Consider the following 26,235-nt stretch of genomic DNA (forward strand, 5'->3'; position numbering starts at 1 on the left):
GCCGAAGTCCTCCGGGGCGGCGCCAACGACCTCGGCGGCACCCTCATGGAAGAGACCATCAGCCGCATGGCCGGCTCCGAACACGGCTCCGCCCGGACGGCCGTGGAGCTGCACGCGACGGCGGCGTTGGCCGGTCGCCCGGCCCGGCAGCGGACTACGACATATGGCCGAGTCGACGTCGTGAGGTAACCCCCTGCGGGGACGGGTGAGGGCGGCTGTGGTTAGTCTGCCGCCGGTCGTGTTTACCTGAACCGAACACCCGAGCCCCACAGCTTCGGTAGGTTCGCGGCCGTCCGTCAACAAGGTTCACTCCTCGGTGGAGTGGCACGGTGTTGGTGAGGAGGCTGGGCGGTGCGCGGTCGCGGTGCGGTCCTGGGTCTGGTCCTGGGCGCGGCGTCTTCCCTGGTCGTCGAAGGTGTCGCGGTGGCGGCCGACGGCGCGGTGGCGGACCCCGTCTCCCTCGAAGCACCGGTCGGCATCGCCGCGGTGGCGCTCGGCGGGATCGGCCTCGTGGCCGGTCTGGTCCGGCGGCGGAGAACCGCGGTGGTCCGCACGGCGGCGAACCAGCCCGTCGCCACCACCCCGGCGGTCGACGGCGGGGACCCGGCCGAGGTGCGGCCCGCCACCACGGGGGTCTGATCGGCCTGGGAGAATCCTCCCGTGGCCGTCGAAAACTCTACGGAGAACGCCGCAGGCGAGGCCGTGGGCCAGCCTGTCGAGAACCCGGCTCCGGTGAGCCGCCCCCGCGTGCTGTCCGGCATCCAGCCGACCGCGGGCTCCTTCCACCTCGGCAACTACCTCGGCGCGCTCCGCCAGTGGGTGGCGCTGCAGGAGACGCACGACGCGTTCTACTGCGTCGTCGACCTGCACGCGATCACCGTCGAGCAGGATCCCAAGGTGCTCCGCCAGAACACCCGCGTGTCGGCCGCGCAGCTGCTCGCGCTCGGCATCGACCCGGACCGCTCGGCGCTGTTCGTGCAGTCGCACGTGCCCGAGCACGCCCAGCTCGGCTGGGTGCTGCAGTGCCTGACCGGTTTCGGCGAGGCCAGCCGGATGACCCAGTTCAAGGACAAGTCCGCGCGGCAGGAGTCGGCCATCGGCGTCGGCCTGTTCACGTACCCGATCCTGCAGGCCGCGGACATCCTGCTCTACCAGGCGCACCACGTGCCGGTCGGCGAGGACCAGCGGCAGCACCTCGAGCTGACCCGCGACCTGGCGCAGCGGTTCAACACCCGCTACGGCAAGACGTTCCGGCTGCCCGAGCCCTTCATCGTCAAGGACACCGCGAAGATCTACGACCTCCAGGACCCGACGTCGAAGATGTCGAAGTCCGTGCCGGCGGGCGTGGTGGAGCTGCTGGAGGACCCGAAGCGGTCGGCCAAGAAGATCAGGTCGGCGGTCACGGACACCGGCCGCGAGATCGTGTACGACCCCGAGCACAAGGCCGGCGTGAGCAACCTGCTGGTGATCTACTCGGCGTTGACCGGGCGGTCGATCGAGTCCCTGGTCGCGGACTACGACGGCAAGGGCTACGGGGACCTGAAGAAGGACCTCGGCGAGGTGTTCACCGAGTTCGTCACGCCGGTCCGGGCGCGGGTGGCCGAGTACCTGGACGACACCGCCGAGCTGGACAAGGTGCTGGCGCGCGGCGCGGAACGGGCGCGCGGCGTGGCCGCGAAGACGCTGGCGCGGGCCTACGACCGGATCGGCTTCCTGTCGAGTGGCGTGTGATCACCTGACGCATTAACTTTTCCGTGTGGCGGAAAAGGGTGGGACCGAGTCGAAGCTCGACCGGATGCGTCGTCAGCGGCCCTGGCTCGACCACCTGTTCCGGGCCGCCGAGCGGTACAGCGAGCAGTACGGGGCGCACTACGCGGCGGCGGTGACGTACTTCAGCGTGCTGTCGCTCGTGCCCATGCTGATGATCGGCTTCGCCGTCGCCGGTTTCGTGCTCGCCTCGGAGCCGGGCCTGCTCGACGAGCTGAAGGCCTCCATCGCGGAGGCGGTGCCGGGCACGCTCGGCAACACCATCAACGAGGTGGTCGAGCAGGCCATCGAGTCCAAGGGCACGGTCGGCGTGCTCGGCCTGCTGGCCGCCGCCTACTCCGGCCTCGGCTGGATGAGCAACCTGCGTGACGCGCTGACCGCGCAGTGGGGCCACGCGAAGGCCGACCGACCGTTCCTGAAGACGATCGCGAAGGACTTCCTGGCGCTGATCAGCCTCGGGCTGGCGCTGGTGGTGTCGTTCGGCCTGACGGCCGCGGGCAGCGGGTTCGCCGAGCTGGTGCTGCGGTGGGTCGGCCTGGACGGCGTCGGGTGGGCCGAGGCGATGCTGAAGATCGGCACGATCGCGCTGGCGCTGGTCGCGAACTGGCTGGTGTTCCTCTGGGTGCTGGCCAAGCTGCCGCGCGAGCCCGTCGGCTGGCGCAGCGCGGTCAAGGGCGCCGCGGCGGCGGCGATCGGGTTCGAGACCCTCAAGCAGGTCGCGACGATCTACCTGAGCAGCGTCACGAGCTCGCCGGCCGGTGCGGCGTTCGGGCCGGTCATCGGTGTGCTGGTGTTCGCGAACCTGGTGGCGCAGTTCCTGCTGTTCATCACCGCGTGGACGGCCACGGCGCGGGAGAACGCGGTCAAGGAGCCGCCGGCGGCGCCACCGCCGGCCGTGATCCGGCCCGTGGTGGAGGTGCGGTCCGGGCCCAGCCCCCGCGCCGCCGTCGGGCTGGTCGGCGCGGGGCTGCTGCTGGGTGCGTTGTTCCGGCGGCGTTGAGGTCCGCGCCTACGTCCAGAAGACGGCGATGCCGACGTTCACCACGACGAGGCCGGCCAGCACGGGCGTGAGCCAGGCGGCGGGCTTCTTCTTCAGGTTGAGCGCGACCAGCGCCGCGATGACGACCAGGACCAGCAGCTTCACGCCGATCTTGATGTCGTTGTAGTCCTGGTCGGTCACCGGGGCCAGGCCCATCAGCGCCAGGCCGGTGAGCAGCTGCAACGCGCTGCCGTGCAGCCAGCCGTTGTTCAGCGGGGCGTCGGCCCCGGACCGGCGCTGGACGAAGAACATCGCGATCAGCATGCCCATGCCGAGCAGGTGCAGGAACACCAGCAGTAGGCGCACGAACTCCACGGCGGAGCCTCCAGGTGTGGTGGGTTTACTCGCTCTTGGCGCTTCTGGCCGCCCGCAGCCCGCGCACGCCCAGCACACCGATGACCGTGCCGAATGTGAGCGACGCGACAACGAGCAGCAGGTGGACGGTGAAGAACGTGGTCGGGCCGCCGTCCCACGAACGGGGGTCCTTCCAGATGTTGCGCAGGAAGGTCGGCCAGATCACCCAGGACCACACCCCGAAGGCAAGCAGGAACACGGACATGCCGCGGGAGAGCTTCACCGGAGCAGTATCGGACGTGGCGGGTGCAGGTCACTCATCCGGGGTGGATAGCCTGGGCGGGTGCGTTCCTCCGCGTTCCGACGGCCCGTTGCCCTGGTCCTGGCTGCTTGTGCGCTGATGGCCGGCGCGTCGTTCGTGGCCGCACCGGTCGCGGCCGCACAGCCGGCCTGCGAGAACAAGGTGTCACCGCCCCCACCGGTCGACACCTCCGAACAGGTGGCGCCAGGCGAGAAGCCTCCACCACCGATCGAGGTACCGGAGAGCCCGATCGGGGGACAGCGCCTCGGTGAGTGCGGTCTCGTGCTGCCACCGAACGCGCCCGTGCCGCCGGACGGCATCACGGCCAAGAGCTGGCTGCTCGCCGACATGAACAACGGCGCCGTGCTCGCGGCCCTCGACCCGCACGGCCGGCAGCGGCCCGCGTCGGTGATCAAGGTGCTGCTGGCGATGGTGGTGGCCAAGGAGCTGGCGCCCGACGCCACGGTGGCGGCGACGCCGGAGGACCTCGCGCAGGAGTGCACCTGCATCGGGCTGCGCAACGGCGCCGAGTACAGCGTCGAGCAGATGCTCCAGGCGCTGGTCATGGCGTCGGGCAACGACGTGGCGCACGCGCTGGCCCGTCGGCTCGGCGGGGTGCCGTCCGCGATCCGGAAGATGAACGCCCTGGCGGCCGAGCTGGGCGCGCTGGACACGCGGGCCGTGACGCCGTCCGGGCTGGACGCGCCGGGCACGTCGACGTCGGCCTACGACGTGGCGTTGATCTACCGCGAGGCGATGAAGTACCCGGACTTCGTCAAGGCCGTGATGACGCAGCGGATCGACTTCCCGGCGGCCAACGGCAACGGGACCGTGCCGATCGTCAACGACAACCGGCTGCTGACCACGTACCAGGGTGCGTTGGGCGGCAAGTCCGGGTTCACCGACGACGCGCAGCACACCTACGTGGGTGCGGCCGAGCGCAACGGCAAGCGGCTCGTGGTCGTGCTGCTGCGGGGCCAGCAGCAGCCGGTCCGGATGACCGACCAGGCCGCCCGCCTGCTCGACTACGGCTTCGCCCTGGAGCCCGCCGCGTCGGGCAACCCGGTCGGCAGGCTGGTCGAGGGCGCGCCCCAGGCGAAGAAGAAGACCACCGAGCCCCGGCCGACGCCGACCAGCGCCGGTGTCGGCGAGGTCGCCAACTCCAGCCCGGACGGCACCCAGCCCTCCGCCATGCAGACGGCGTTCGGCAACGTGGGCGGCCCGATCACCGCCGTCGCCGGCCTCGGCCTGCTCCTGGGCCTGGTGATGTACCTGCGCAACCGCCGCGCCAAAGCCGCCCGCGCCGCCCGCGCGGCCGCCCAGAACCAACCCTGACCGCGAGTCGAACGTTCCGGTCCCGCCTGTCGAACCTCCAGGACCGGTGAGTTCGACGCCCAGGACGGCACCAGGGCCGAAGTCCGCGCCGGGTGCCCGTCCTCGGCGTTGAACTCGGGGTACCCGGCCCACGGACGAGAGAAGGGCCCCCGAGGTGCTCGGGGGCCCTTCGCGTCGGGTGCGGTGGGGTCAGGTGCGCTTGAAGAGGAGGGCGCGCTTGACCTCCTGGATGGCCTTCGTGACCTGGATGCCGCGCGGGCACGCGTCGGTGCAGTTGAAGGTGGTCCGGCAGCGCCACACGCCGTCGACGTCGTTGAGGATGTCCAAGCGCTCCTCGGCGCCCTCGTCACGGCTGTCGAAGATGAACCGGTGCGCGTTCACGATCGCCGCCGGGCCGAAGTACGAGCCCTCGGTCCAGTACACGGGGCACGACGTGGTGCACGCCGCGCACAGGATGCACTTGGTGGTGTCGTCGAACCGCTCGCGGTCGGCGATGGACTGGACCCGCTCGCGCGTCGGCTCGTTGCCGTACGTGATGAGGTACGGCTTGACCGCCTTGAACGCCTCGAAGAACGGCTCCATGTCGACCAGCAGGTCCTTGTGGACCGGCAGCCCCTTGATGGGCTCGATGGTGATCGTGGTCGGCTTGCCGCCGCTCGCCAGCAGGTCCTTCAGCAGCACCTTGCACGCCAGCCGGTTCACGCCGTTGATGCGCATCGCGTCCGAGCCGCAGATGCCGTGCGCGCACGACCGGCGGAACGTCAGCGTCCCGTCGAGGTACCACTTCACGTAGTGCAGCAGGTTCAGCACGCGGTCCGACGGCAGGGCCGGGATCTCGAACGAGTCCCAGCGCGGCTCGTCGTCGAACTCCGGGTTGAACCGGCGCACCTTCAGGGTGACGGTGATCGCGCCGTCCGGCACGGGGGGCTGGTTCCCGCGCGAGCCGGTGGACACTTCAGCGGTAGCGGTCATCAGTACTTGCGCTCCATCGGCTGGTACCGGGTGAACGTCACGGGCTTGTAGTCGAGCCGGATGTCGGCCGCCAAGCCGTCGCCCTGCTTGTAGTACATGCTGTGGCGCATGAAGTTCGTGTCGTCGCGGTTCGGGTAGTCCTCGCGCGCGTGACCGCCGCGGGACTCCTTGCGCGCCAGCGCGCCCACGACGAGAACCTCGGCCAGCTCCAGGAGGAAGCCCAGCTCGACGGCTTCCAGGAGGTCGGTGTTGAACCGCTTCCCCTTGTCCTGCACGGTGATCCGCTGGTAGCGCTCCTTCAACGCCTGCACGTCGTGCAGCGCCGTCTTGAGCGTGTCCTCGGTGCGGTACACCGACGCGTTGGCGTCCATGGTGGCCTGCAGCTCGGTGCGGATGTCCGCCACCCGCTCCTCGCCGTGCTCGGACAGCACCAGCGCCACCTGCGCCTCGACCTGGGCCGCCGGGTTCTCGGGCAGCTCGACGTGGTCGTGCGCCAGCGCGTACTCGGCGGCGGCGATGCCCGCGCGGCGGCCGAACACGTTGATGTCCAGCAACGAGTTCGTGCCGAGCCGGTTCGCGCCGTGCACGGACACGCACGCGCACTCGCCGGCGGCGTAGAGGCCGGGCACGACGTTGTCGTTGTCCCGCAACACCTCGCCGTGCACGTTGGTCGGGATGCCACCCATCGCGTAGTGCGCGGTCGGGTAGACCGGCACCGGCTCCGTCACCGGGTCGACCGCGAGGTACGTGCGGGCGAACTCGGTGATGTCGGGGAGCTTCGTCTCCAGCACCTCGGCGCCCAGGTGGGTGCAGTCGAGGAGGACGTAGTCCTTGTTCGGGCCGGCGCCGCGGCCCTCCAGCACCTCCAGGGCCATCGAGCGGGCGACGATGTCGCGCGGCGCGAGGTCCTTGATGGTGGGGGCGTAGCGCTCCATGAACCGCTCGCCGGACGCGTTGCGCAGGATCGCGCCCTCGCCCCGGGCGCCCTCGGTGAGGAGGATGCCGAGGCCCGCCAGACCGGTCGGGTGGAACTGGTAGAACTCCATGTCCTCCAGCGGCAGGCCCTTGCGGAACACGATGCCCATGCCGTCGCCGGTCAGCGTGTGCGCGTTGGAGGTGGTCTTGAAGACCTTGCCGAAGCCGCCGGTGGCGAACACCACGGACTTGGCCTGGAAGACGTGGATCTCGCCGGTCGCCAGCTCGTAGGCCACCGCGCCGGTGCACACCGGGCCGTCGGCGGTCTCGGTCATGCAGATGTCGAGCACGTAGAACTCGTTGAAGAACTCGATGCCGTGCTTGACGCAGTTCTGGTACAGCGTCTGCAGGATCATGTGGCCGGTGCGGTCGGCCGCGTAGCACGCCCGGCGCACGGCCGCCTCGCCGTGGTTGCGGGTGTGGCCGCCGAACCGCCGCTGGTCGATCTTGCCCTCGGGCGTGCGGTTGAACGGCAGGCCCATCTTCTCCAGGTCGAGGACCGCGTCGATGGCCTCCTTCGCCATGATCTCGGCGGCGTCCTGGTCGACCAGGTAGTCACCGCCCTTGATCGTGTCGAAGGTGTGCCACTCCCAGTTGTCCTCCTCCACGTTCGCCAGCGCGGCGCACATGCCGCCCTGCGCGGCGCCCGTGTGGGAACGCGTGGGGTAGAGCTTGGTGAGCACGGCCGTGCGGGCGCGCTGGCCGGACTCGATCGCCGCGCGCATCCCGGCGCCACCCGCGCCGATGATGACGACGTCGTACTTGTGGAACTGCATGGCTCTGAGCACTCCCCGCAGCGGGTCAGTCGGTGATGTTCGGGTCGAAGGTGAAGATCACGTACGTGCCGAGGGCGATGATCAGCACCATCGAGACGTAGAGCAGCACCTTGAGCCAGAACCGGGTCGCGTCCTTGCGGGCGTAGTCGTTGATCACGGTGCGCAGGCCGTTGCCGCCGTGGATCTGGGCCAGCCACAGCATGGCCAGGTCCCACATCTGCCAGAACGGCGAGGCCCAGCGGCCGGCGACGAAGCCGAAGTTGATGCGGTGCACGCCGCCGTCGAGGATGTTCATGATGAACAGGTGCCCGAGCACCAGCACCACCAGCGCGACACCCGAGATGCGCATGAACAGCCAGCTGTACAGCTCGAAGTTGCTGCGGCGGGCGGCGGGGCGGCGCGGTGCGCGCGGCTTGGCCAGGGTCAGTTCGCTCATGATCAGTGACCCCCACCGAGCAGGTCGGTAACCGTGCGGACCATCATGTAGTAGGTGCCCGGGATCATCACCAGCACCCAGATGCCGAGCACCACCCACAACATCTGCTTCTGGTAGCGCGCGCCCTTCTCCCAGAAGTCGACGAGCATCACGCGGATGCCGTTGAGCGCGTGGTAGAGGACCGCGCCGACCAGGCCGACCTCGAACAGGTTGACGATCGGGTTCTTGTAGGTCTCGATGACCTTGTCGTACGCGTCCGGCGACACCCGCACCAGCGCGGTGTCCAGGACGTGCGCGAACAGGAAGAAGAACGTCAACACACCGGTGATGCGGTGCGCGACCCAGGACCACATCCCCAGGTCGCCGCGGTAGAGCGTTCCGCCCCCTTTAGAGGTGCCCGCCCGCTCGGGTGCGGTGGTGCCGGCCATGCGCAACGGCCTCCAGCGTCAGTGGTGGACTGGTCTCCGGTACGTGCGTACGCGGACCTTGACCCCCGGATGCTAGACCCGCTCGAGCCACCCGACCCAACAGCCCGACCCGTCTGTGAGCGACGAGACACCCGACGGCTGCTGTATCGATTCGCCTCACGCCTCCAGGCACCCCGCTGTGCGGTGCAGGCCACTCGGAAGAGTGACCTGCGTCGTCCATTGCGGACCTTCAGTCCTGGTCAGCGGGGTCGGTAGGTAGCCACCCCGCCCACCACGACGAGGTCGACGTGCACCTCGGGCTGGACCGGGCCGGTGAATGGCGGCAGCCGCAGCGGCTGCGGCACACCGGGCAGGTGGATGACCAGGTTGACGCCCAACCGGGTTGCGATGAGCCGACCCGCGAGGTCGCGGGCATGACCCGCCCGGACGTTCTCCGCCGGATCCCTGAGCGCCCAGTTCACGTTCTCGACCAGCGCGCTGTACAGCTGGCTCTTGCGCATCGAGTGGGTGGCGGTGTAGTCCGCCACCTGCTCGACCTGGCCGATCGACGTGCTCACCACGTCGCGCCGGAGCGTCGCCGGTGGGATGGCGGTGACGTGACCGACCGCCGCGTACAGGCCGCCGGGAGTCGGCGGCGGCGCCGTCGCCAGGTCGTCGGCGGTGAACCGCAAGTGCCGCAGCGCCTCCTCGACGTGTCCGGACGTGACCGGCCCGTGCTCCGGCTGCCCGCCGCCCGTACCGTCGTGGAACGGCGTGGGTTCCGGGAGCGCCGGGTTCGGCGGGTTGCCGGGGACGGGGTCGCCCGACGTGCGGGCGGTGTCCGGAATGGACGGTGCGCTGCCGGTCGTCCGGAAGTCCGGGGAACCGTCGACCGGCGGCGCGGGCGGCGCCGGCCGGGTGGAGGTCGGGGTCGTCGTCGGGGGCACCGAGGACCGGGCGGTGGCGGACGCGTGGTCGGCAGGTGCTGGAACCGGCCGGGCTGCCGGTGGTGCGGCGTTGAAGGCGTCGACCCGCTGGTCCACCACGCTCTTGGCGTCCCACCAGGTCTGCTGCTTGGCGTCCGCCTCGCCGCGCTTGGCGTTCAGCTCCACCTCGGCTGCCGTGATGCGGGCCTCCTGCGCGTCACGGGCGGCGACCAGGGCGTCGTGCCGCTGCTGCGCGTCGGAGCGCGCCTTGGCCCCGTCGTGCACGATCTTCTTCTGCTCGCGCAGGTTGTGCTGGGCCTCGGTGAGGTTGTCGTTCGCGGTGGTGTAGCCGTCCTGCGCCAGGCGCAGGGCCTCGGTCGCCGCGTCCAGGGCCTCCTTGGCGCTGGTGGCGGCTTCCTTGGCGTCCTGCTGGTCCTCCAGGTCCTTCTTGTGCTGCTCGTGCGCCTCACCGAGTTCCTCGGCCAGCCTCTTGGCCTCGGTCTTGAGGCCGTCGCGGGCGGTGCGGGCCGAGTCGACCGCGCTCCGCAGGCCCTGCTCGACCGCGGGGTCCACCGGCGGCGCGTCCTCGGCGGGTGGCGTGGTCCAGTGCTGGGACAGGGCCTGCTCGGCGGTCAGCAGGGCGTCGTTCGCCGTGGTCAGCCGGTTACGGGTCGTCTTCAGTCGTTCTTTCAGGTCGGCGACGGCATCGGCGCTGTCGATGACGTCGCCGTTCCGGTCGCGGAGGACGTTGTTCGCCGTCAGCACCGCGTCCTGCAGCCCGGGAATCTTGCCGCTCAGGTCCTTGACCCGCTCCTCCGCCTTCGCCACGGCCTCGCGGGAGTCCTCGACGTCGGTCGTCAGGTCACCGACCTTGCCGGACGCGGTGAGGCCGGTCTCGATCGCGGTGTTGAGCTCGAGTTCGAGGTCGGTGAGCGTGCTGTCGGTCTTGGCGAGTTCGGCCGCCACCTCGTTGATGGTGTCCTGCGCGTCGTGACGGGCCTTGTCGACCGCGATCTCCGCGTCCCGCCACGCCTTCGCCGCGCTCTTCACGTCGTCCTGGGCGGCGCTGAGTTCCGGGTCGAACGCGTGACCGAGCACGGCCTCCGCCTCCGGGGCGGGCATCCGCACCGCGGCCGAGGCGGGCACCGCCAGGTCCACCACGCCGGTCTTGCCGCCGATGGTGGCGACCACCCGGTACTCGACGTCGAACTCGACGAGCCCGGACCGGCCCTGCGGCTTGAGGTTGTTGACCTTGTTGTCGGTCGCGCCGCCGGAGACGGCCTGCGAGTCCTCGCTCGCGTGCCGGACCTCCACACCGCCGGTGGTGAAGTTGAGGGTGTCGGCCGGGTCGTCGTTCCGCTTCACGGCGACGCTGCCCGTCGCCAGGCCCAGCGACACGTCGGCGTTCTGGCTGACCTTCGCCTCGCCGCTGGTCGTGCTCACGGTGGAGCGCGGGTTCTCCAGGTTCACGCCGTCGCTCAGCGCGCCGAGCCGCGGGTTGACGAGCTTCGCGTAGACCTTGACGTCGGCGTGCTGCCCGAACGTCAGCGCCGCCTCGTGCAGGCCGGGCACGTCCAGCGGACCGTCCAGCATCCCGGGCAGGTTCGGCTGGAGGTTCTCCGGGCTCAACGTCGACAGCAGCGTGTTCAGCGGCCCGGAGCCCTTGCCGGTGATGCCCTGGTTCGCGCCCGCCTCGGTCAACGCGCGCAGCGCCGCGTCCCGCAGGTCCTTCGTGCCGCGGAGGTTCTCCACCGATGCGCCCGGCGGCAGGGTGGCCGGGTCGTTCGTCCGCTGCCACGCCGTCGCGGCGCTCGGCACGCCGAAGTCGGGGCTGCGCTTGATCGCCGCCGCCATGTAGGGGTAGTTCGGCGTGGTGATGCCGTCGACCTTCAGGTTGTCCGCGTGCAGCCGGACGACCATGTCCTGCGCGGGGCTGGTCCTCGTGGCGACGACCCGAGCGCCCCTCTCCACCACCAGTTCGAATTCGACCGGCACGGTGTACTTCGCCGCCGGGCCGCCGCCCGCGCGCAGGTGGCCGAACTGCCGGGTGGTGGCGTCGGTGATCGAACTGCTCTGCGCGTGGTTGAAGCCGGCCGATGCGATCGCGCCCACCGTGCCGGACAGGTTCGGGTTCGCGCTGCTCGGCTGGAACAGGCCCGGCGCCTTGAACCCGACACCCCACCCCTTGCCCCGGCCCTGGCCGTCGGTGACCTTCTCCGCGGTGGCGGTGGTGTGCTCCATGTCGACGCCGTCGTTGACGACCCGGTCGAACCGCGGCTCGCCCGTCTTCGCGCGCAGCGTGACCTGGTACGTGTCGTTGCCGAACGTGCCCGGCTGGTGCACGAGCAGCGGCACGCCGCCGTCCAGCGCGCTGTCGATCATCGCCTTGACGCTGGTCGGCGAGCTGAAGTCGACCAGGCGCTGGAGGTTGTTCATCGAGTCCTTCAGCACCGAATCGGGCACCAGCGGGTCACCGAAGAGCTTTCCCGTCTTCTGGTTCACGTCCGCGATCAGGTCGGTCACCACGCCGTTCAGGTCCGGCACCTGCTCGACGGCGGACAGGCCGAGCGCGCCGGGCTCGTCGACGGCCAGCGTCCTCGGCGGCGCCATCGTCGGGAAGGAGGGCGTGCTGACGTCCGGTTTGACGTTCGGCAGCACGCCCATCTCACGTGCCACGTCCTCGCTGACCCGCACGAACACCGACTTCGGCAGCGTCACGGTGGAGCCCTCGACGTGCGGCGTGCCCCCGTGGAACACGTTGCCCGCCCGGCTCTCGGCGACGATTGTCACGTCCGCGTCCAACTGCACCAGCACGGTCCTGGCCGTGCCCGGTGTCACGACGTTGCGGTCGACGCTGCCGCTGATCTCCCGCGCCTCGGCCTTCGAGTCCGACCACGGGGTGTACTTGCCGATCCCGGCCACGCCGCCGGCACCGCTGGCCGGGGTCGGCTCGCCCGGGGGTGGCGCGGTGGGGGTCGGTTTGACCATGACGTTCACGCCACCGGTGATGTCGACCGACCGGCTCACCGACTTGGCGTCGCCCGCCTTGTAGCCGCCGGTGATCGCGTTCTCGGTGCCGGTGTCGTCGGAGATCGACACCAGCTTGGGGTTGCCGAGCTTCATCGACACGCCGACCGAACCGGTGCGGTCGGTGACCCGTCGGTCGTACCGGAGGCTCTGCTCCTGCATCCCGGTCTCGACCATCTTGCGCAGGTTGGCCTTCACGTTCTCCGGGCTGAACATGCGGTCGATCTGGTTGCGCGCCTCGGTGCCGGGCACGGTCAGCGCCGAGTCCTTGCCCGCTGCCCGGTTGAGCGCGTCGACTGCCGCGTCGCGCAGGGCAGTGGTGTTCGCCACCGCTTCGACGTGCAGGAACTCCGGCGACTTCGGCCCTGTCCGGGTGGTGAGCAGGTCCTTGACGGTGGGCGCTTCGGTCAGCGCGGTCACCACCGGGTCGCCGGGCCTGAAGCCGGACGGGTCCGACTTCATCGCCGAGCCGTCGGACACCCACAGGGTCGCCGCGCCGTGGATCTGCGGCAGGATTTGGGGGTTGTTCCGCGCGGTCGGGTCGATCGACGCGCCGACCGTGCGCGCCACCACGCGCGGCTGCGGCGCGTGCTGTCCGGGCAGGCCGGGTGTCACCCGCCGCAGCCACGACCGCGGCCGGGTGAACGTGGTGATCTCGACCTCGAACTCCACGTCGCTCGCGAACACCTGCGCGTTCGGGCTGCCGACGTTCAGCGAGGTGCTGTTCACCGTGGGGCCGCCGGTGTTCTTCGTCGTCCACGAGTGGTTGTACTTCACGCCGACCTGCGGCGTCGGGGTCACCGTGGTGGTGGCGCCCTTGACCGGGATGACGACCAGGCCCTCGACGCCGCCGCTCCAGCCCTTGGTGGTGGCGGTGGTGCTGTCCAGCTTCGGCCCGCTGGACGACGAGCCGCGCACGTTGCGCGCGTCCGCCTGCCCGAGGTGCCTGGTGTTGTCGATCTTCGCCTTGACCGTGATGTTGACGTAGGTGTCGGTGGTGGCGTCGGAGCTCTTCAGCTGGACCTGGACGCCCGGTCCGAGCAGACCGTCCATGTTGGACTTGAGCGCGGTCGGCGACAACTGGTCCAGCTTGCGCTGGTTGGCCAGTTGCCGTGACACGTCCCCGAAGCCCTGGCCCTTGCTGCTGCGCGGGTTCGCCTGGGGGTTGTTCCAGTTCGGCAGCAGGTCCGATAGGCCCTTGACGTTCTTCAGCGCCGCCTCGACCTGCGGCTGCACCCGGGAGGCGGGTTCGAAGTCGCCCACCTTCACGTTGCCCGCGGCGAACGCGCCGTCCACGTACGGCGGCGCCCACCGCGGTTGCGCCGTCGGCTTGGCGATGCCGGTGGGCGTGCCCTCCGGCACCGGCAGGTTCAGCGCCGCCGCTTCCGGCGTGCCGATGCGCATGTAGGTGGTCACCGGGACGATGACGTTGTCGCCGCTGGGTGTGCGCACCTCGACGTCGGCCGTCACCTTGTACAGGCCGGTCTGGCCCTTGAGCTGGATGCCGGTGCGGTTGCTGGTGTTCGTGCCCGCGTTCGAGGACTCCGCGGTGCGGGCCGAGTAGCCCACGGTGACGCCGCCCCGGCCGCCGACTTGGTTCGGCACGATGGCGCCGCCGCCGACACTCGCGTTGGCGTCGAACCCGGTCTTGGTCGTCGCGGTGACGCCAGTGCTGTACGACGTGGTCTCGTGCAGCCGCAGCTGGGTGGAGTCGTGCACGCCGACGAGTTCGGCGGTGCGCAGCGTCGCGTGCGCCTGGACCGCGGCGCCCTTGCTCGCGTGGGGGCTGACCAGGTCCGGCGAGGTCACCCAGCCGTTGAGCATCGCGCCGAGGTTGTCGCGGATCGTGGTCGGGCTCAGGAACGTCTGGAGCGCGGCGCGGCCGGGTGAGCCGATCTTCACGATGGACGGGTGCAGCTTGGCCGCCACGTCGGTGAACGCCTTGCCGGGGTCGGTGACCGCGACGGTCTCCGGCACCGGGTGCTCCAACCGCGCGCCCCAGTCGCCGGTGGGGGCGTTCGGGTTCTGGGCGAGGGTCGGGTTCGACTCCACGATGGTGGTGAGGTCGTCGGGGATCTGGAGCGTGACGTCGACCGGGTCGGCGGGGGTGGAGTCCACGGTGATCGGGGCCTGGGCGACGCCGTGGGCGTCGGTGAGCGTGATCTGGTAGCTGACCGGGACCTTGGCCTGCGTGGAGTACTCGCCCGAGCGGATCGCCCGTTGGTCCACTGTGGACGTCGAGCTGACGTGGGCGGTGGCGGGGGTGGCGAGCTGGGCCTTGCCGCCGAGCGAGCCGTACGGTCCGACCGCGACACCGGCCGTGGCGGCGCCGCCGACGTCGTTGGCGGTGGCCAGGGTGTTGGTCGTGGACGTGCTCGTGCCGCCCAGCGCGGTCATGTCCACCTTGGTGTTCGTGGACGGCGTTTCGACCGCGGTGGCCTGATCGGCCGGCGGGAGCATCGTGGCCTGCACGTGGGCCTCGTACCAGCGACCGCCGACCTTGACCTGGAAGTCGCGGCCGTGCCCGAGGAACGACTCGAAGTCGGAGCCGATCGCGGTCTCGATGCGGGCCGCGTCCTTGGCGTCGAGGCCGTCGATCGCGCCCGCGACCCTGGCGGCGCCCCGCACGTCGACCGGTGCGATCGAGCCGAGGCCCTGGTTGTGCTGGAAGAAGTCCGGCAGGTTGGTGGCGGTCAGCACCCAGCCCGGGGTGGGCGGGGTGATCCTGGCCAGGGGGATGACCGGGTTCGGGGTGGTGCGGCGGAACGGCAGGCGCGGCGCGTTCGGCGGCCGCACGTCGGCGTCCTGGGCGGGCGTGGTGCTCGGCGTGGTGGTCGGGGGCGTGCCCGGCGGGTTGAACGACTCCAGCGCGTGCATCCGGTTCTCGACCAGCCACAGGTTGCGCGGCTTGACGCTCGCGTCCGGGGCGTCGACGCCCGCCGTCATGGGCGCGTTGTCGTCGACGACGCGGCCCTTGCCGTCCTGGTGCTGGAAGATCGGCTTGACGTCGCCGGTCTCGAAGTACTCGTCGTGCAGGCCGAGGAAGTGGCCGACCTCGTGGCCGAGCGTGCGGGCGTCGGAGTCGACGGGCCAGTTCAGCTGGTTGGCGCGGCCCTCGGGGGCGGTCACGGTGATGCTGCCGTGCGCGTCGGCGGGGTCGTCCGTGAACTCGACGGTGACGTGGAACTGCTCGCCGCTGGGCAGCCGGCTGCCGTTGTTGAACAGCGCCTCGACGCCCTGCCTGGTGCGGTTGCGGACCTCGGAGACCTGGTCGGGGGTGGCGTTGCCGGCGGGGTCGAGGAAGACCTTGACGGTGAAGTCGCGCACCGGCACGCCGTTGACGTCCAGCACGCGGGTGTCGTAGGCGATCGGACCGCGCCACGCCTTCATGCTCACGCCGTCGGGACCGATGGTGGTGCGGTCCAGGACACCGCCGTCCTCGCCGCGGACGGTGCTGGTGACGGGGGCGTCCGCGCGCGCGGTCCGGATGTCGGCGGAGGTGGCGGCGTCCGGCTTCGGGTCGAACCAGTCGGCGCCGGGCGCGGTGCTGTGCCGCCAGTCCGGGTTGTCCAGGACCGGGTGCGGCCCCTGCGGCGCGGGTGAGGTGATGACGGTGTCGGTGACCTTCACGCCCTTGGGCGCTTCGGGCGGCGTCCAGCCGTCGGGGCGGCGCAGGTCGTGGTCCACGTGCACGTCGGTGGTGGTGCCGTTCGTGTCGCGGACGGTGGCGTCGATGCCCTTGGCCGTGAGCACGTCGGCGACGGCTCGGGCGTGGGGGCCGGAGACCTCGACCACGGCGGGCCGGTAGCCGTTGCGGTCGCGCATCGCGTTGGACTCGGCGAGGTCGGCGGCCAGGGCGTCGAGCCGGGCGACCTGCTCCGGTGACGGCGCTGAGGTCGGCGGGACGTCCAGGGACAGCTCGGGACGGGGACCGCCGGCGGCCCGCTCGGTCGGCTTGGCCGGTGCCGGTGCCGGTGCCGGTGCGGATGCGGATGTGGGTGTCTGCGGTGCGGTCGACGGGGTGGTCGGCGGCGCCGGTGCGTCCGTGGTGGATCGGGTGGTGTCGGGCGATCGGGGCGGTGCCGGTGGTGCGGTGGTGTCGGTCGTGGACGACGGGGCGGGCTGCGTGCCGTTGGTCGTCGTGGACGAAGAGGCGGGCTGCGTCCCGTTCGTCGTCGTGTCGGCCGGCGGGGTGATGGTGATGACCGGCGTGCCGGCGGGCGGGGCGGGAGGCGCGGGAGGCGGGGTCGGGCGGTTGAAGTCGGCGATCCGCTGGTCGACCTCGATGCGGGCGTTCCACCAGTCGCGCTGGCGGGCGTCGGCCTCGGCGCGGCGCTTGTCGAGCTCCACCTCGGCCGTGGTGATCTCCGCTTCCAGTTCCGCGATGGTGCTCTCGACCTGGTGGTGGGCCAGCGCCGCGGACTGCTGCGCGCCCGCCGTGCGCTGAGCGGCGTCACGGCCGGTCTCCAGGCCGGTTTCGGCGTTGTCCAGCTCGCCCTGAGCGGTCTCCAGGGTGCCGTTGGCCCGGTCGAGGTCGATCCGCGCCTGCTCGGCGGCGGTCCGGGCCTGGTCGACCGCGACCTGCGCGGCGGCCCGCGCCTCGATCGCGCTGGTGTTCGCGGCCTGCGCCGCGTCGGCGACCTCGACCGCCGTCTCGACCTCGGTCGCCCGGGTGTCGCGCGCGGCACGGGCGTCGTCCACCTTGCCGACCAGGTCCTTGGCGACCTTGTCCTCGGCGATCGGCGGCGCGTCGTCGGGGCGGTTGTCGAGGTGCGCGTCGAGGTCGCCCTGGGCGACGTCCAACGCCGCCTGCGCGTCGTCCAGCCTGACCCGCGCCGCGTCCAGCTCAGTGTTCGCGTCCGCCAGGTCGCGCCCGGTGGAGCGCACCTCCGCGTCGGCGTCGGCCAGCGCGACCTGCGCGTCCCGGTGGGCCGAGTCGAGGCCCGGGATCCGGTCGCGCAGGTCCGCGACCACGTCGTTCGCCGCGTCACGCCGGGTCTGCGCGTCCTGGACGGCCTGCTCCAGGGCGGGCACGCGGCCGGCCTCGGTCAGCTGGTGGCCGATCGCGTCGTTGTGGTCGACCTGCGAGCTCGTCAGGTCGCTCTGGAGCCGGGCGACGTCGGCGGCCACCCGGTTGATCACGGCCTGCGCGTCGTGCCGCGCCTTGTCGACCGCCAGCTCCGCGTCGCGCCACGCCTTGGCGGTGTCCTTGACCGCGGTCTGCGCGTTGCTCAGCCCGGCGTCGAAGTCACGCCCGAGCACGGTCTCGGCCTCGGTCGACGGCATCCGCACCGACGCCGAGCCCGGCACGCTCAGGTCGACCACGCTGGTCCGGCCGCCGACCGTGGCGACCACGCGGTACTCCACGTCGAAGTCGACCAGACCGGTGCGGCCCTGCGGCTTGAGGTTGTTGGTCTTGTTGGTCGCCGAGCCGCCGGACAGCGCCTCCGCGTCCTCGGCGGCGTGCCTGGTCTCGACGCCGCCGGTGGCGAAGTTCGCGGTGTCCTTCGGGTCCTGGCTCGGCGCGACCGCGGCGCTGCCGGTGGCCCAGCCCGCCGAGAGGTCGCCGGTCTCGCTGTGCTTGGCCTCGCCGGAGGTCGTGGTGACCGAGGACTTCGGGTTCTCCAGGTTCACGCCGTCGCTCAGGCCACCCAGCCTCGGGTTGACCAGCTTGGCGTAGACCTTCACGTCCGCGTGCTGCCCGAACGTCAACGCGGCCTCGTGCAGCCCCGGCACGTCCAACGGGCCGTCGAGCATCCCCGGCAGGCTCGGCTGGAGGTTCTCCGAGCTGAGCGTCGACAGCAGGGTGTTCAGCGGGCCGGTGCCCTTGCCGGTGATGCCCTCGTTCGCGCCCGCCGCGGTCAGCGCCCGGATCGCCGCGGCACGCAGGTCCTGGGCCCCGCGCAGGTTCTCCACCGACGCCTTGGCCGGCAGCGTGGCCGGTGAGCCGTTCTGCTGCCACGCCGTCGCGGCCTGCGGCGTGCCCTGCGCGGCCGGTTGCCGGGTCGTGGTCGACGTGTAGCCGGCCGGTGGCGTGGCGGCCGGGGTGAACACCTTCTGGTTGTCCGCGTGCAGCCGCACCACGACGTCCTGCGGCGGGGCGGTGGCGCTGGTGACGACCTGGGTGCCCTTCTCCACCACCAGCTCGAACTCGAGGGGCACGGTGTACTTCACGGCCGGGCCGCCGCCCGCGCGCAGGTGGCCGAACTGCTCGGTGGTGGCCTTCGTGACGTTGCTGCTGTGCTGCTGGCCGACGTTCGCCGCGGCGATCACGCCGACGCCGCCGGACACGTTCGGGTTCGCGCTGCCCGGCTGGGCGAGGCCGGGCGACTTGAGGCCGACGCCCCACCCGGTCGACCGGCCGAGGCCGTCGGTCGCCTTCCGGGCGCCCGCGATGGTGTGCTCCATGTCGACGCCGTCGTTGACGACGCCGGAGAAGGCCGGCGCGCCCTTGACCTTCGCCTTGAGCGTGACCTGGTAGGTGTCCTTGCCGAACGTCCCCGGCTGGTGCAGCAGCAGCGGAACGCCGCCGTCCAGCGCGCTGTCGATCATCGCCTTGACGCTCGTCGGCGAGGTGAAGTCGACCAGCCGCTGGAAGTTGTTCATCGAGTCCTTGAGGACCGAGTCCGGCACCAGGTCGCTCTTGAACGGACCGCTGGTCCGCTGGTTGAGGTCGGTGATCAGGCCGGAGACCAGGCCCGACAGGTCCGGCGCGGTGTCCAGCGTGCTCAGGCCGAGCGAGCTGGGCCGGTCCGGCGTCAGCGTGGCCGGCGGCGCCATCGTGCCGAACGAGGGCGGCGGCGTCGTCGGCTGCACCTTCGGCAGCACGCCCAACTCGCGCGCCACGTCCTCGCTGACCCGCACGAACACGCCGCCGGGCAGGGTGACCTTGGCGCCTTCGACGCGCGGGGTGCCGCCGTAGACGACGTTGCCCGACCGGCTCTCGCCGACCACGGTGACGTCCGCGTCGAGCTGGATCAGCACGGTCCGCGCGCTGGGCGGGGTGACGTAGTTGCGGTCGACGCTGCCGCTGACCTCGGTCGCGCTGGTCTTCGACGACGAGTACGGCGTGATCTTGCCCGCCACGGCGACGCCGCCCGAGCCCGACGCGGGCTTCGGCTCGCCCGCGGGCTGCGGCGCCGCGTTCGGCTTGACCGGCAGGTTGACGCCGGCGGTGAGGTCGACGGTGTGGCTGCTGCTCTTCGCGTCACCGGCCTTGTAGCCGCCGGTGGTCGCGTTCTCCGTGCCGGTGCTGTCGGAGATCGACACCAGCTTCGGGTTGCCCAGCTCGATCGCCATGCCGATGGCGCCGGTGCGGTCGGTGACCCGGCGGCCGTACTTCAGGCCGTTCTCCTGCATGCCGGTCTCGGTCAGCTTGCGCAGGTTGGCCTTGATGCTCTCCGGGCTGAACAGCTTGTCGATCTGGTTGCGCGCCTCCGTGCCCGGCACGGTGAGCGACGAGTCGCCCTTCGCGGCCAGGTTGAGCGCCTCGATGGCCTGGTCGCGCACCGCCTCGGTGTTGACGACGGCCTCGACGTGCAGGAAGTCCGGCGCGGCGGGCCGCGGCGCGGGCGGGTTGAGCAGGTCCTTGATCGACGGCGGCCGGTCCAGCTTGGTGGCCACCGGCTTGCCCGGCTCGAAGCCGGACGGGTCGTGGTCCATCGCCGAGCTGTCCGACACCCACAGGTGCACCGGGCCGGAGATCTGCGGCAGGCTCACCACGCCGGGCTGGTTGGGGCCGCCGGTCCTGGCGACCGGCTTGGGGTCGGGCACCTGGAGGATCGGCGAGCCGGGCGTGACCCGCTTGACCCACGCCCGGTTGCGGCTGAACGTGGTGATCTCGACGATGAACTCCAGGTCCTGCGAGAACACCTGGGCGTCCGGGCTGCCGACGTTGAGCCCCGTGCTGGTGACCGTGGGTCCGCCGGTGTTCTTGGCGCCCCACCCGTAGGTGTACTTCGCGCCGACCTGCGGCGTCGGGGTGAGCGACGCGGCGCCGGTCTTGACCGGGAACACCGCCTTGCCCTCGACGCCGACGCTGACCGACTTCTGCGTGGCGGTGGTGCTGTCCAGCTTCGGCGCGGTGTTCGCCGAGCCGCGCACGTTGCGCGCGTCGACCTGGCCGAGGTGCCGGGTGCCCACCGGTCGGGCGCGGACGGTGACGTTGACGTACTCGTTGGTGCTCAGGCCGCGCTTCTTGAGCTGCACCTGCACACCGGGGCCGAGCAGGCTGTCCATCTTGGTCTTCAGCGCGGTCGGCGACAGCTCCGCGTCGAGCTTGCGCTGGTTCGCCATGGCCTCCGCGACGTCGGCCAGGCCCTGGCCCTTGCGCGCGCCGGTGTCCGGGTCGTTCCAGCCCGGCAGGAACTTGCCGAAGCCGGGCAGGTCGCGCAACGTGGCCTGGACCTGCGCCTGCACCTGCGCGCCGGGGCCGAACTCGCCGACCTTGACGTTGCCCGCCGCCAGGTCTGCGGCCAGGTAGGGCGGGAGGTGCTTGGTGCCCGCCGTGCCGGGCTTGGTCAGGCCGGCGTCGGTGCCCGGCGGCACCGGCAGGGTCAGCGAGGCGGCCTCGGGCAGGCCGACCCGCATGTAGGTGGTGACCGGCATGACGACGTCCGCGCCGTTGGGCGTGCGGACGTGGACGTTCGCGGTCACTTTGTAGAGGCCGGTGGCACCCTTGAGCTGGATGCCGGTGCGGGTGCTGCTGGTCGTGCCCGAGCTCGAGGTGTCCGAGGTGCGGGCCGAGTAGCCGGCCGTGACGCCGCCCGTGCCGCCGATCACGCCCGGCACGCCCACACCGCCGCCCACGCCGGCCGCGGCGTCGAAGCCGGTCTTGCTGGTGGCGGACAGGGAGCTGCCGGTGGACTGGGACTCGTGCAGCCGCAGCTGGGCGGCGTCGGTCGTGCCGACCAGTTCGGCGGTCAGCAGGGTGGCCTTCATCTGCACGGCGTTGGCCTTGCTGCCGTGCGGGCTGACCAGGTCCGGGGACGTGACCCAACCGCCGAGCATCGCGCCGAGGTTGTCGCGGACGGTGGTGGGGTTGAGGAAGTCCTGCAACGCGGTGCGGCCCGGCGCGCCGATCTTGGTGATCGACGGGTGCATCTTCGCGGCGACGTCGGTGAACGCCTGCTTCGCGTCGAAGTCCGTGACCGCTTCGGGCGTCGGGTGCTCCAGCTTCGCGCCCCAGCCCGGCGGCAGGGCCGCGGCCGGTTGGGCGTTGCCGGAGTTGGCCATCGTCTCCAGGTCGTTCGGCACGGCGAGGGTGACGCCGCCGTTGACCGCCTGGATCGGGCGCACGGTGCCGTTGGCGGCGGTGAGCGTGACCTGGAAGGAGACCGGGACGTCGACGTTCGTCGAGCTCTCGCCGCCGCGGATGAACCGCTGGTCCACCGTGCCGGAGGAGGTGTTCAGCGTGGTGGCGGGGGTGGCGAGCTGCGCCTTGCCGGCCAGCGAGCCGTACGGGCCGACGCCCGCGCTCGCCGCCGCGGCGAGGCCGATGTCGTTGGCGGTGGTGAGGTTGGTGGCGGTGCCCGTGTTGGCGGCGGACTGGGCGGCCATGTCCACCTTGGTGGTGGTGGACGGCGTGCTGGTGACCGCGGCGACGTCGGCCGGCGGGAGCATGGTGGCCTGGACGTTGGCCTCGTACCAGGTGCCGTCGATCTTGACCTGGAAGTCGCGGCCCTGGCCGAGGAACGACTCGAAGTTGTTCTCCAGCGCGCTTTCGATGACGGCGGCGTCGGCCGGCGTGATGCCGGTCATCGTGCCGGTGACGTGCTGGGCGCCCCGCACGTCGGTGGGCGCGATCGTGCCGAGTGCCTTGCCCTGCTGGAAGAAGTCCGGCAGGTTCCGCGACCCGAGCACGGGCCCCGGTGCGGGGTTCGGTGCCGGGGCGGGTGCCGCGGGGGCTGGTGCTGCCGGCGCGGGCGTGGCCGGGGTGGGCGTGGTGTCGGTGTTGCCGTTGGTGTTGCCGTTGGTGTTGGCGTTGGTGGGCGGCAGGTCGACCAGCGGGATCGGCGCGGAGATCGACGGCGGCGGTGGCGGGGGCGTGGAGCGGAACGGGTTGCGCCACGGTGCGTTCGGCGGCTGGACGTCCTGGTCGACGCCCCGCGTGGTCGGTGCGGTGCTCGGCGGCGCCGGACGCGTCCCGGACGTGGTGGCGGGTGGCGTCGTGCCGACGAAGTAGTCGCCGAGCATGGTCTGGAACGCCGGGCCGGGTTTGAAGCTGTCCCACTTGGACCGCGGCCGGTCGAACTCCCGGTTCAGCAGGTCGATGTTGGTCTGGTAGCGGACGTTGCCGTCCTCGAACTGGTTGTACTGGCTGGGTTTCCCGTTCCGCTCGGAGAGCGCGTCGGTGATGTTGCGGGCGAGCAGCTCGGTGACGGCTTCGTCGGGGTTCAGGTTCTTGTTGTAGACGCCGCCTTGCCCGTCGCGGTGCGCGAAGGTGACGTCGCTGCCGACGGAGTGCACGTGCATGAACTCGTGGGTCAGCAGGTGCTGGATGGCGTCGGCCTTGCGCGCGGGGTCGGTGGTGAGGCCGTCGAGGTGGTCGGTGTTGAGCAGGACGTGCCCGTTGATCGCCCGCGCCGGGTTGGTGAGCGTGCTCTCGACCAGGCTGTTCCGCGTCGCGACGACGTCGCCGGCGGGACCGGCCTTGGCCTGGGCGACCTGGTTCAGCAGGGTGTCGAGGCGTGCGGCGGCGGTGGGGTTGCCGTTGTTGAGCTGCCGCAGGAAGTCGGCGGACAGGATCTCGGCGCGGACCTGCGCCGGGTCGATGCCCTGCCCGTTGAGCTGACCGGTCGTGATGTCGGAGTCGCCCCGGTCGGTGGGCTTCAACGCCGTGTCCAGCTCCTGCTGGATGGCGAAGTGCTTGGCGAACGTCTGCTGGTCGAGCTGCACGACCAGGTCGGGGTTCACGTTCGGCGTGGTGGTGATGCCGAACTCGCCCAGCTTGCCGGACAGCGCGTCGAAACCGGCCCGCACCTGCCCGAGGTCGACCTGGACGCCCGCGATCTGCAGCGGCACCGGGGTGATCTGGGCGGGCAGCCTGGTCAGGATGCCGTTCTTCAGGTCGGCGTCCCGGACGTTCGAGTACGGGCCCGCCGGGGTGGCGGGCGCGTTCGCCGACGTGCCGGCCGTGTCGGGTCCGGGCGGTGGCGGCGGCCCCTGGGGCCCGGGCGGCGGTGGGGGCGCCTGAGGTCCGCGCGTCGTCCCCGGCGGGGGTGGCGGCGGCGGTGCCTGCGTCCCGAAGGCGGGCGGTGGCGGAGGCGGCGGCGGAACTGACGCGGGCTGCGTCGAGGTCACCGCGGGTGGGGGCGGTGGTGGAGGGGGTGCCTGCGTCCCGAAGGCCGGTGGCGGCGGGGGAGGCGGTGGCACCACTGCTTGCTGCGTGGCGGTGGCCCCTGGCAGTGGCGGCGGGGGTGGTGGCGCGAGTGGGATGGCCGGCTGCGCGTCGGCCTCGGTGTCCGTGTCGCTGTCGGAGTCGGAGTCGCTGTCCGTGTCGCTGACCGGCCGGGGGTGGATGTCCGGCCGGGTGCCCTGGTCGGGCGGTCGCGGCGGCGGGGTCTGGCGGGGCGAGTCGGGGTCGTGCAGCGTGGCGTGGTCGGCGTCGGGCACCATCACCTGGCTGTCGGTGGTGCGCTCGATCGCCCACAGGTGCCGCGGCTTGATCGACGGGTCGCCGTGCACGCCCGCGCCCATCAGCCCGTCGTCGTTCACGACGAGGTTCGACTGGGTGTGCCCGGGCGGCAGCGGTTTGCCGTCGCTGTTGAAGATCCGGGCGTCCGGACCGGCCGCGTCCTTGTACTCGTCGGGCAGGCCGAAGTAGTGCGCCACCTCGTGGGCGAGCACGTTCTCCGAGGTCTGCACGCCCCAGTTGAGCTGGTCCGCGGTGGTGGACGTCTTCACATCGACCGTGGTGTGCGCCTGCGCGGGGTCGGTGACGAACTCCACCCTGGCGTGGAACTGGTCGCCCGAGGGCAGCCGGTAGCCCTGGTTCAGCAACCGGTCGACGCCGTTGGTGGTCTTCTGGGCCACCGCGTCCACATCGGACTGGGTGACGCCCTCGCCGGGCTTGAGGTGGACCTTGAGGGTGTACTCCTTCACCCAGCTCCCGGGCGCGACCTCCATCCGGCGCACGTCGTGCTGGATCAGCCCGGTCAGGGAGTCGACCTTGCCCGGGGTGCTCGACCGCTGCACGTCGGCGACCTCGGTGTCGACCGTGCGCACGGGAGCCTTGTCCCGCACCGAGTCCCACGCCGCCGAGGGCTGCGGGTCCTTCGGCGCGAACCAGTCCGCGGTGCTCGCCGTGCTGTGCCGCCAGGACTCGTCGGCGGCGACGTCCTTGACGTCCTTGTCCTTCGCCGGTGGCACGTCCGGGTCGGCTGCCGGTGGCGCGTCGATGTCGGCGGGTGGGGCGGAACGCGTCTGGGGCGGGCCGTCGGGCTCGGTGACACCGAAGTAGTCGTCGAGCATGTCCTGGAACGTCGCGTCGGGGTCGAACGGGGCCGCCCACCGGCCGCGGGGCTTGTCGAACTCGTTGTTGAGCAGGTCGATGTAGTTCTGGTAGCGGTTGGCGCCGTTCTCGTCCTGGTTGTACTGGCTGGGTTCGCCGAGGCGTTCGGAGAGGGCGTCGGTGATGTTGCGGGCGAGCAGTTCGGTGACGGCTTCGTCCGGGTTGACGTTCGTGCTGTAGACGCCGCCTTGGCCGTCGCGGTGGGCGAAGGTGACGTCGCTGCCGACGGAGTGCACGTGCATGAACTCGTGGGTCAGCAGGTGGCGGATCGCGTCCGCCTTGCGGGCGGGGTCGGTGGTGAGGCCGTCGAGGTGGCCGGTGTTGAGCAGCACGTGGCCGTTGATGGAGCGGGCCGGGTTGGTGCGGGTGCTGTCGACGAGCGCTTCCAGTGCCGCGTCGACGTTGCCGTTGGGGCCGACCTTGGCTTGGACGACGTCGTTCAGCAGCGCGTCCAGGTGCGCGACGGCGTCGGGGTTCCCGTCGTTGAGCTGGTGCAGGAAGTCGCCGGACACGATCTCGGCGCGGACCTGGCCCGCGTCGATGGTCCGGCCGTCGGGCCGCTGGATGACGGCGGGCTCGCCGGGGGCGGCGGTCTGCAACGCCGTGTCCAGTTCCTGCTGGAGGGCGAAGTGCTTGGCGAAGGTGTTCTCGTCGAACTGCACGACGAGGTCGGCGCTCACGTTCGGGGTGGTCGTGACGTTGTGGTTGGCGCGCAGGGTGTCGAACATCGCGTCGAACCCGGCTTGCACCTGGCCGAGGTTGATCTCGACGTCGGTGACCGTCAGGGGCACGTCGGGGAACACGGCCGGCAGCCCGTCGAGGGTGCCGTTCTTCAGCGTGGAGTCCCGCCGGGGCGAGAACGGGCCCGCCGGTGCGGTGGGCGGGTTGACCTGCGCGCCGGGCGCGCCGGGCGGCGGCGGGACCGGGATCCCGAACACCGCGCCGGGTACCTGCGCTCCGGGGGGCGGAGGCGGTGGCGGCACGGCGGCCCCGAACCCGGGGGGTGGGGGCGGAGGCGGGGGAACCGCGGCCCCGAACCCGGGCGGGGGCGGCGGAGGCGGCGGCACCACGCCACCGAACCCCGGCGGAGGGGGCGGCGGTGGCGGCACGGTGGACCCGGTCCCGGGTGGCGGGGGCGGGGGTGGGGGAGCGGGCGTGTTGGTCTGCTGCCCGGGCGCCGTGGGGTCGGCGGCCGGTGCCGGCCGGGTGGCCGGTGGGTTGGTCGCCGGTGGGTTGGTCGCCGGTGGGTTGGTCGCCGGTGGGTTGGTCGCCGGAGGGTTGGCCGCCGGAGGGGTCGCTGCCGGTGGGTTTGCCGCCGGGGGCGCGGTGTCGGTGGGCGGTGCCGGCCGGGTGGCTGGGGGTGTGGTGGCCGGTGGGTTCGCGGCTGGCGGGTTTGCCGCCGGTGGCGCAGTGTCGGCGGGTGGTGCCGGTCGCGTGGCCGGTGGTGTGGGAGCCGGTGGGGTTGCCGC

At 71.7% G+C, this 26,235-nt stretch carries 12 protein-coding genes; 5 read left to right on the forward strand and 7 right to left on the reverse strand.

The window, feature by feature from the left end:
- From ABTZ99_RS37085 to yhjD, 4 genes are all read left to right on the forward strand, one after another.
- Window positions 1-189 (forward strand): hypothetical protein (locus ABTZ99_RS37085; RefSeq protein ID WP_499617855.1); only part of this gene is annotated, 189 nt, incomplete at its 5' end.
- A 162-nt stretch (window positions 190-351) separates the two neighbouring features.
- Window positions 352-639: a hypothetical protein gene (locus ABTZ99_RS37090; protein WP_498782028.1), complete on the forward strand. Its 288-nt coding sequence runs from the start codon at window positions 352-354 to the stop codon at window positions 637-639.
- Window positions 640-732: 93 nt separating this feature from the next.
- Window positions 733-1,731, forward strand: a complete 999-nt coding sequence (gene trpS / locus ABTZ99_RS37095) for a tryptophan--tRNA ligase (RefSeq protein ID WP_499617856.1) — start codon at window positions 733-735, stop codon at window positions 1,729-1,731.
- 25 nt (window positions 1,732-1,756) lie between these two features.
- A complete protein-coding gene (gene yhjD, locus ABTZ99_RS37100) occupies window positions 1,757-2,767 on the forward strand; it encodes an inner membrane protein YhjD (protein WP_498782026.1) in 1,011 nt (336 codons plus the stop codon).
- Window positions 2,768-2,776: 9 nt separating this feature from the next.
- Here the strand turns inward: yhjD and ABTZ99_RS37105 are convergent, their stop codons facing one another.
- Together ABTZ99_RS37105 and ABTZ99_RS37110 are read right to left on the reverse strand one after the other, a co-directional pair.
- Window positions 2,777-3,121, reverse strand: a complete 345-nt coding sequence (locus ABTZ99_RS37105) for a hypothetical protein (RefSeq protein WP_498782024.1) — start codon at window positions 3,119-3,121, stop codon at window positions 2,777-2,779.
- A 25-nt stretch (window positions 3,122-3,146) separates the two neighbouring features.
- Window positions 3,147-3,383 (reverse strand): SCO4848 family membrane protein, encoded by a 237-nt coding sequence (locus ABTZ99_RS37110; protein ID WP_498782022.1) that lies wholly within the window; start codon window positions 3,381-3,383, stop codon window positions 3,147-3,149.
- Window positions 3,384-3,443: 60 nt separating this feature from the next.
- Between ABTZ99_RS37110 and ABTZ99_RS37115 the strand changes: the two genes are divergently transcribed.
- Window positions 3,444-4,736: a D-alanyl-D-alanine carboxypeptidase family protein gene (locus tag ABTZ99_RS37115; protein WP_498782020.1), complete on the forward strand. Its 1,293-nt coding sequence runs from the start codon at window positions 3,444-3,446 to the stop codon at window positions 4,734-4,736.
- A 189-nt stretch (window positions 4,737-4,925) separates the two neighbouring features.
- On the opposite strand, the gene ABTZ99_RS37120 is transcribed toward ABTZ99_RS37115, so the two are convergent.
- The 5 genes from ABTZ99_RS37120 to ABTZ99_RS37140 form a co-directional block, all read right to left on the reverse strand.
- Window positions 4,926-5,708, reverse strand: a complete 783-nt coding sequence (locus ABTZ99_RS37120) for a succinate dehydrogenase iron-sulfur subunit (protein ID WP_498782018.1) — start codon at window positions 5,706-5,708, stop codon at window positions 4,926-4,928.
- Window positions 5,708-7,459 carry a succinate dehydrogenase flavoprotein subunit gene (gene sdhA / locus ABTZ99_RS37125; RefSeq protein WP_498782016.1) on the reverse strand — a complete coding sequence of 584 codons (1,752 nt, stop codon included), beginning with the start codon at window positions 7,457-7,459 and terminating at the stop codon, window positions 5,708-5,710. The genes ABTZ99_RS37120 and sdhA overlap by 1 nt, the downstream gene beginning before the upstream one ends.
- A gap of 25 nt (window positions 7,460-7,484) precedes the next feature.
- On the reverse strand, window positions 7,485-7,895 hold the full coding sequence (locus ABTZ99_RS37130) for a succinate dehydrogenase hydrophobic membrane anchor subunit (protein ID WP_123745404.1): 411 nt from the start codon (window positions 7,893-7,895) through the stop codon (window positions 7,485-7,487).
- A gap of 2 nt (window positions 7,896-7,897) precedes the next feature.
- The gene (gene sdhC / locus ABTZ99_RS37135; protein ID WP_230570370.1) at window positions 7,898-8,323 is read right to left on the reverse strand and encodes a succinate dehydrogenase, cytochrome b556 subunit; all 426 of its coding nucleotides are present in this window, start codon (window positions 8,321-8,323) and stop codon (window positions 7,898-7,900) included.
- Window positions 8,324-8,562: 239 nt separating this feature from the next.
- Window positions 8,563-25,704 carry a hypothetical protein gene (locus ABTZ99_RS37140; RefSeq protein ID WP_499617857.1) on the reverse strand — a complete coding sequence of 5,714 codons (17,142 nt, stop codon included), beginning with the start codon at window positions 25,702-25,704 and terminating at the stop codon, window positions 8,563-8,565.
- Window positions 25,705-26,235: the final 531 nt, after the last annotated feature.

This window comes from Actinosynnema sp. NPDC002837 (assembly GCF_040295345.1).
Lineage (GTDB): Bacteria > Actinomycetota > Actinomycetes > Mycobacteriales > Pseudonocardiaceae > Actinosynnema.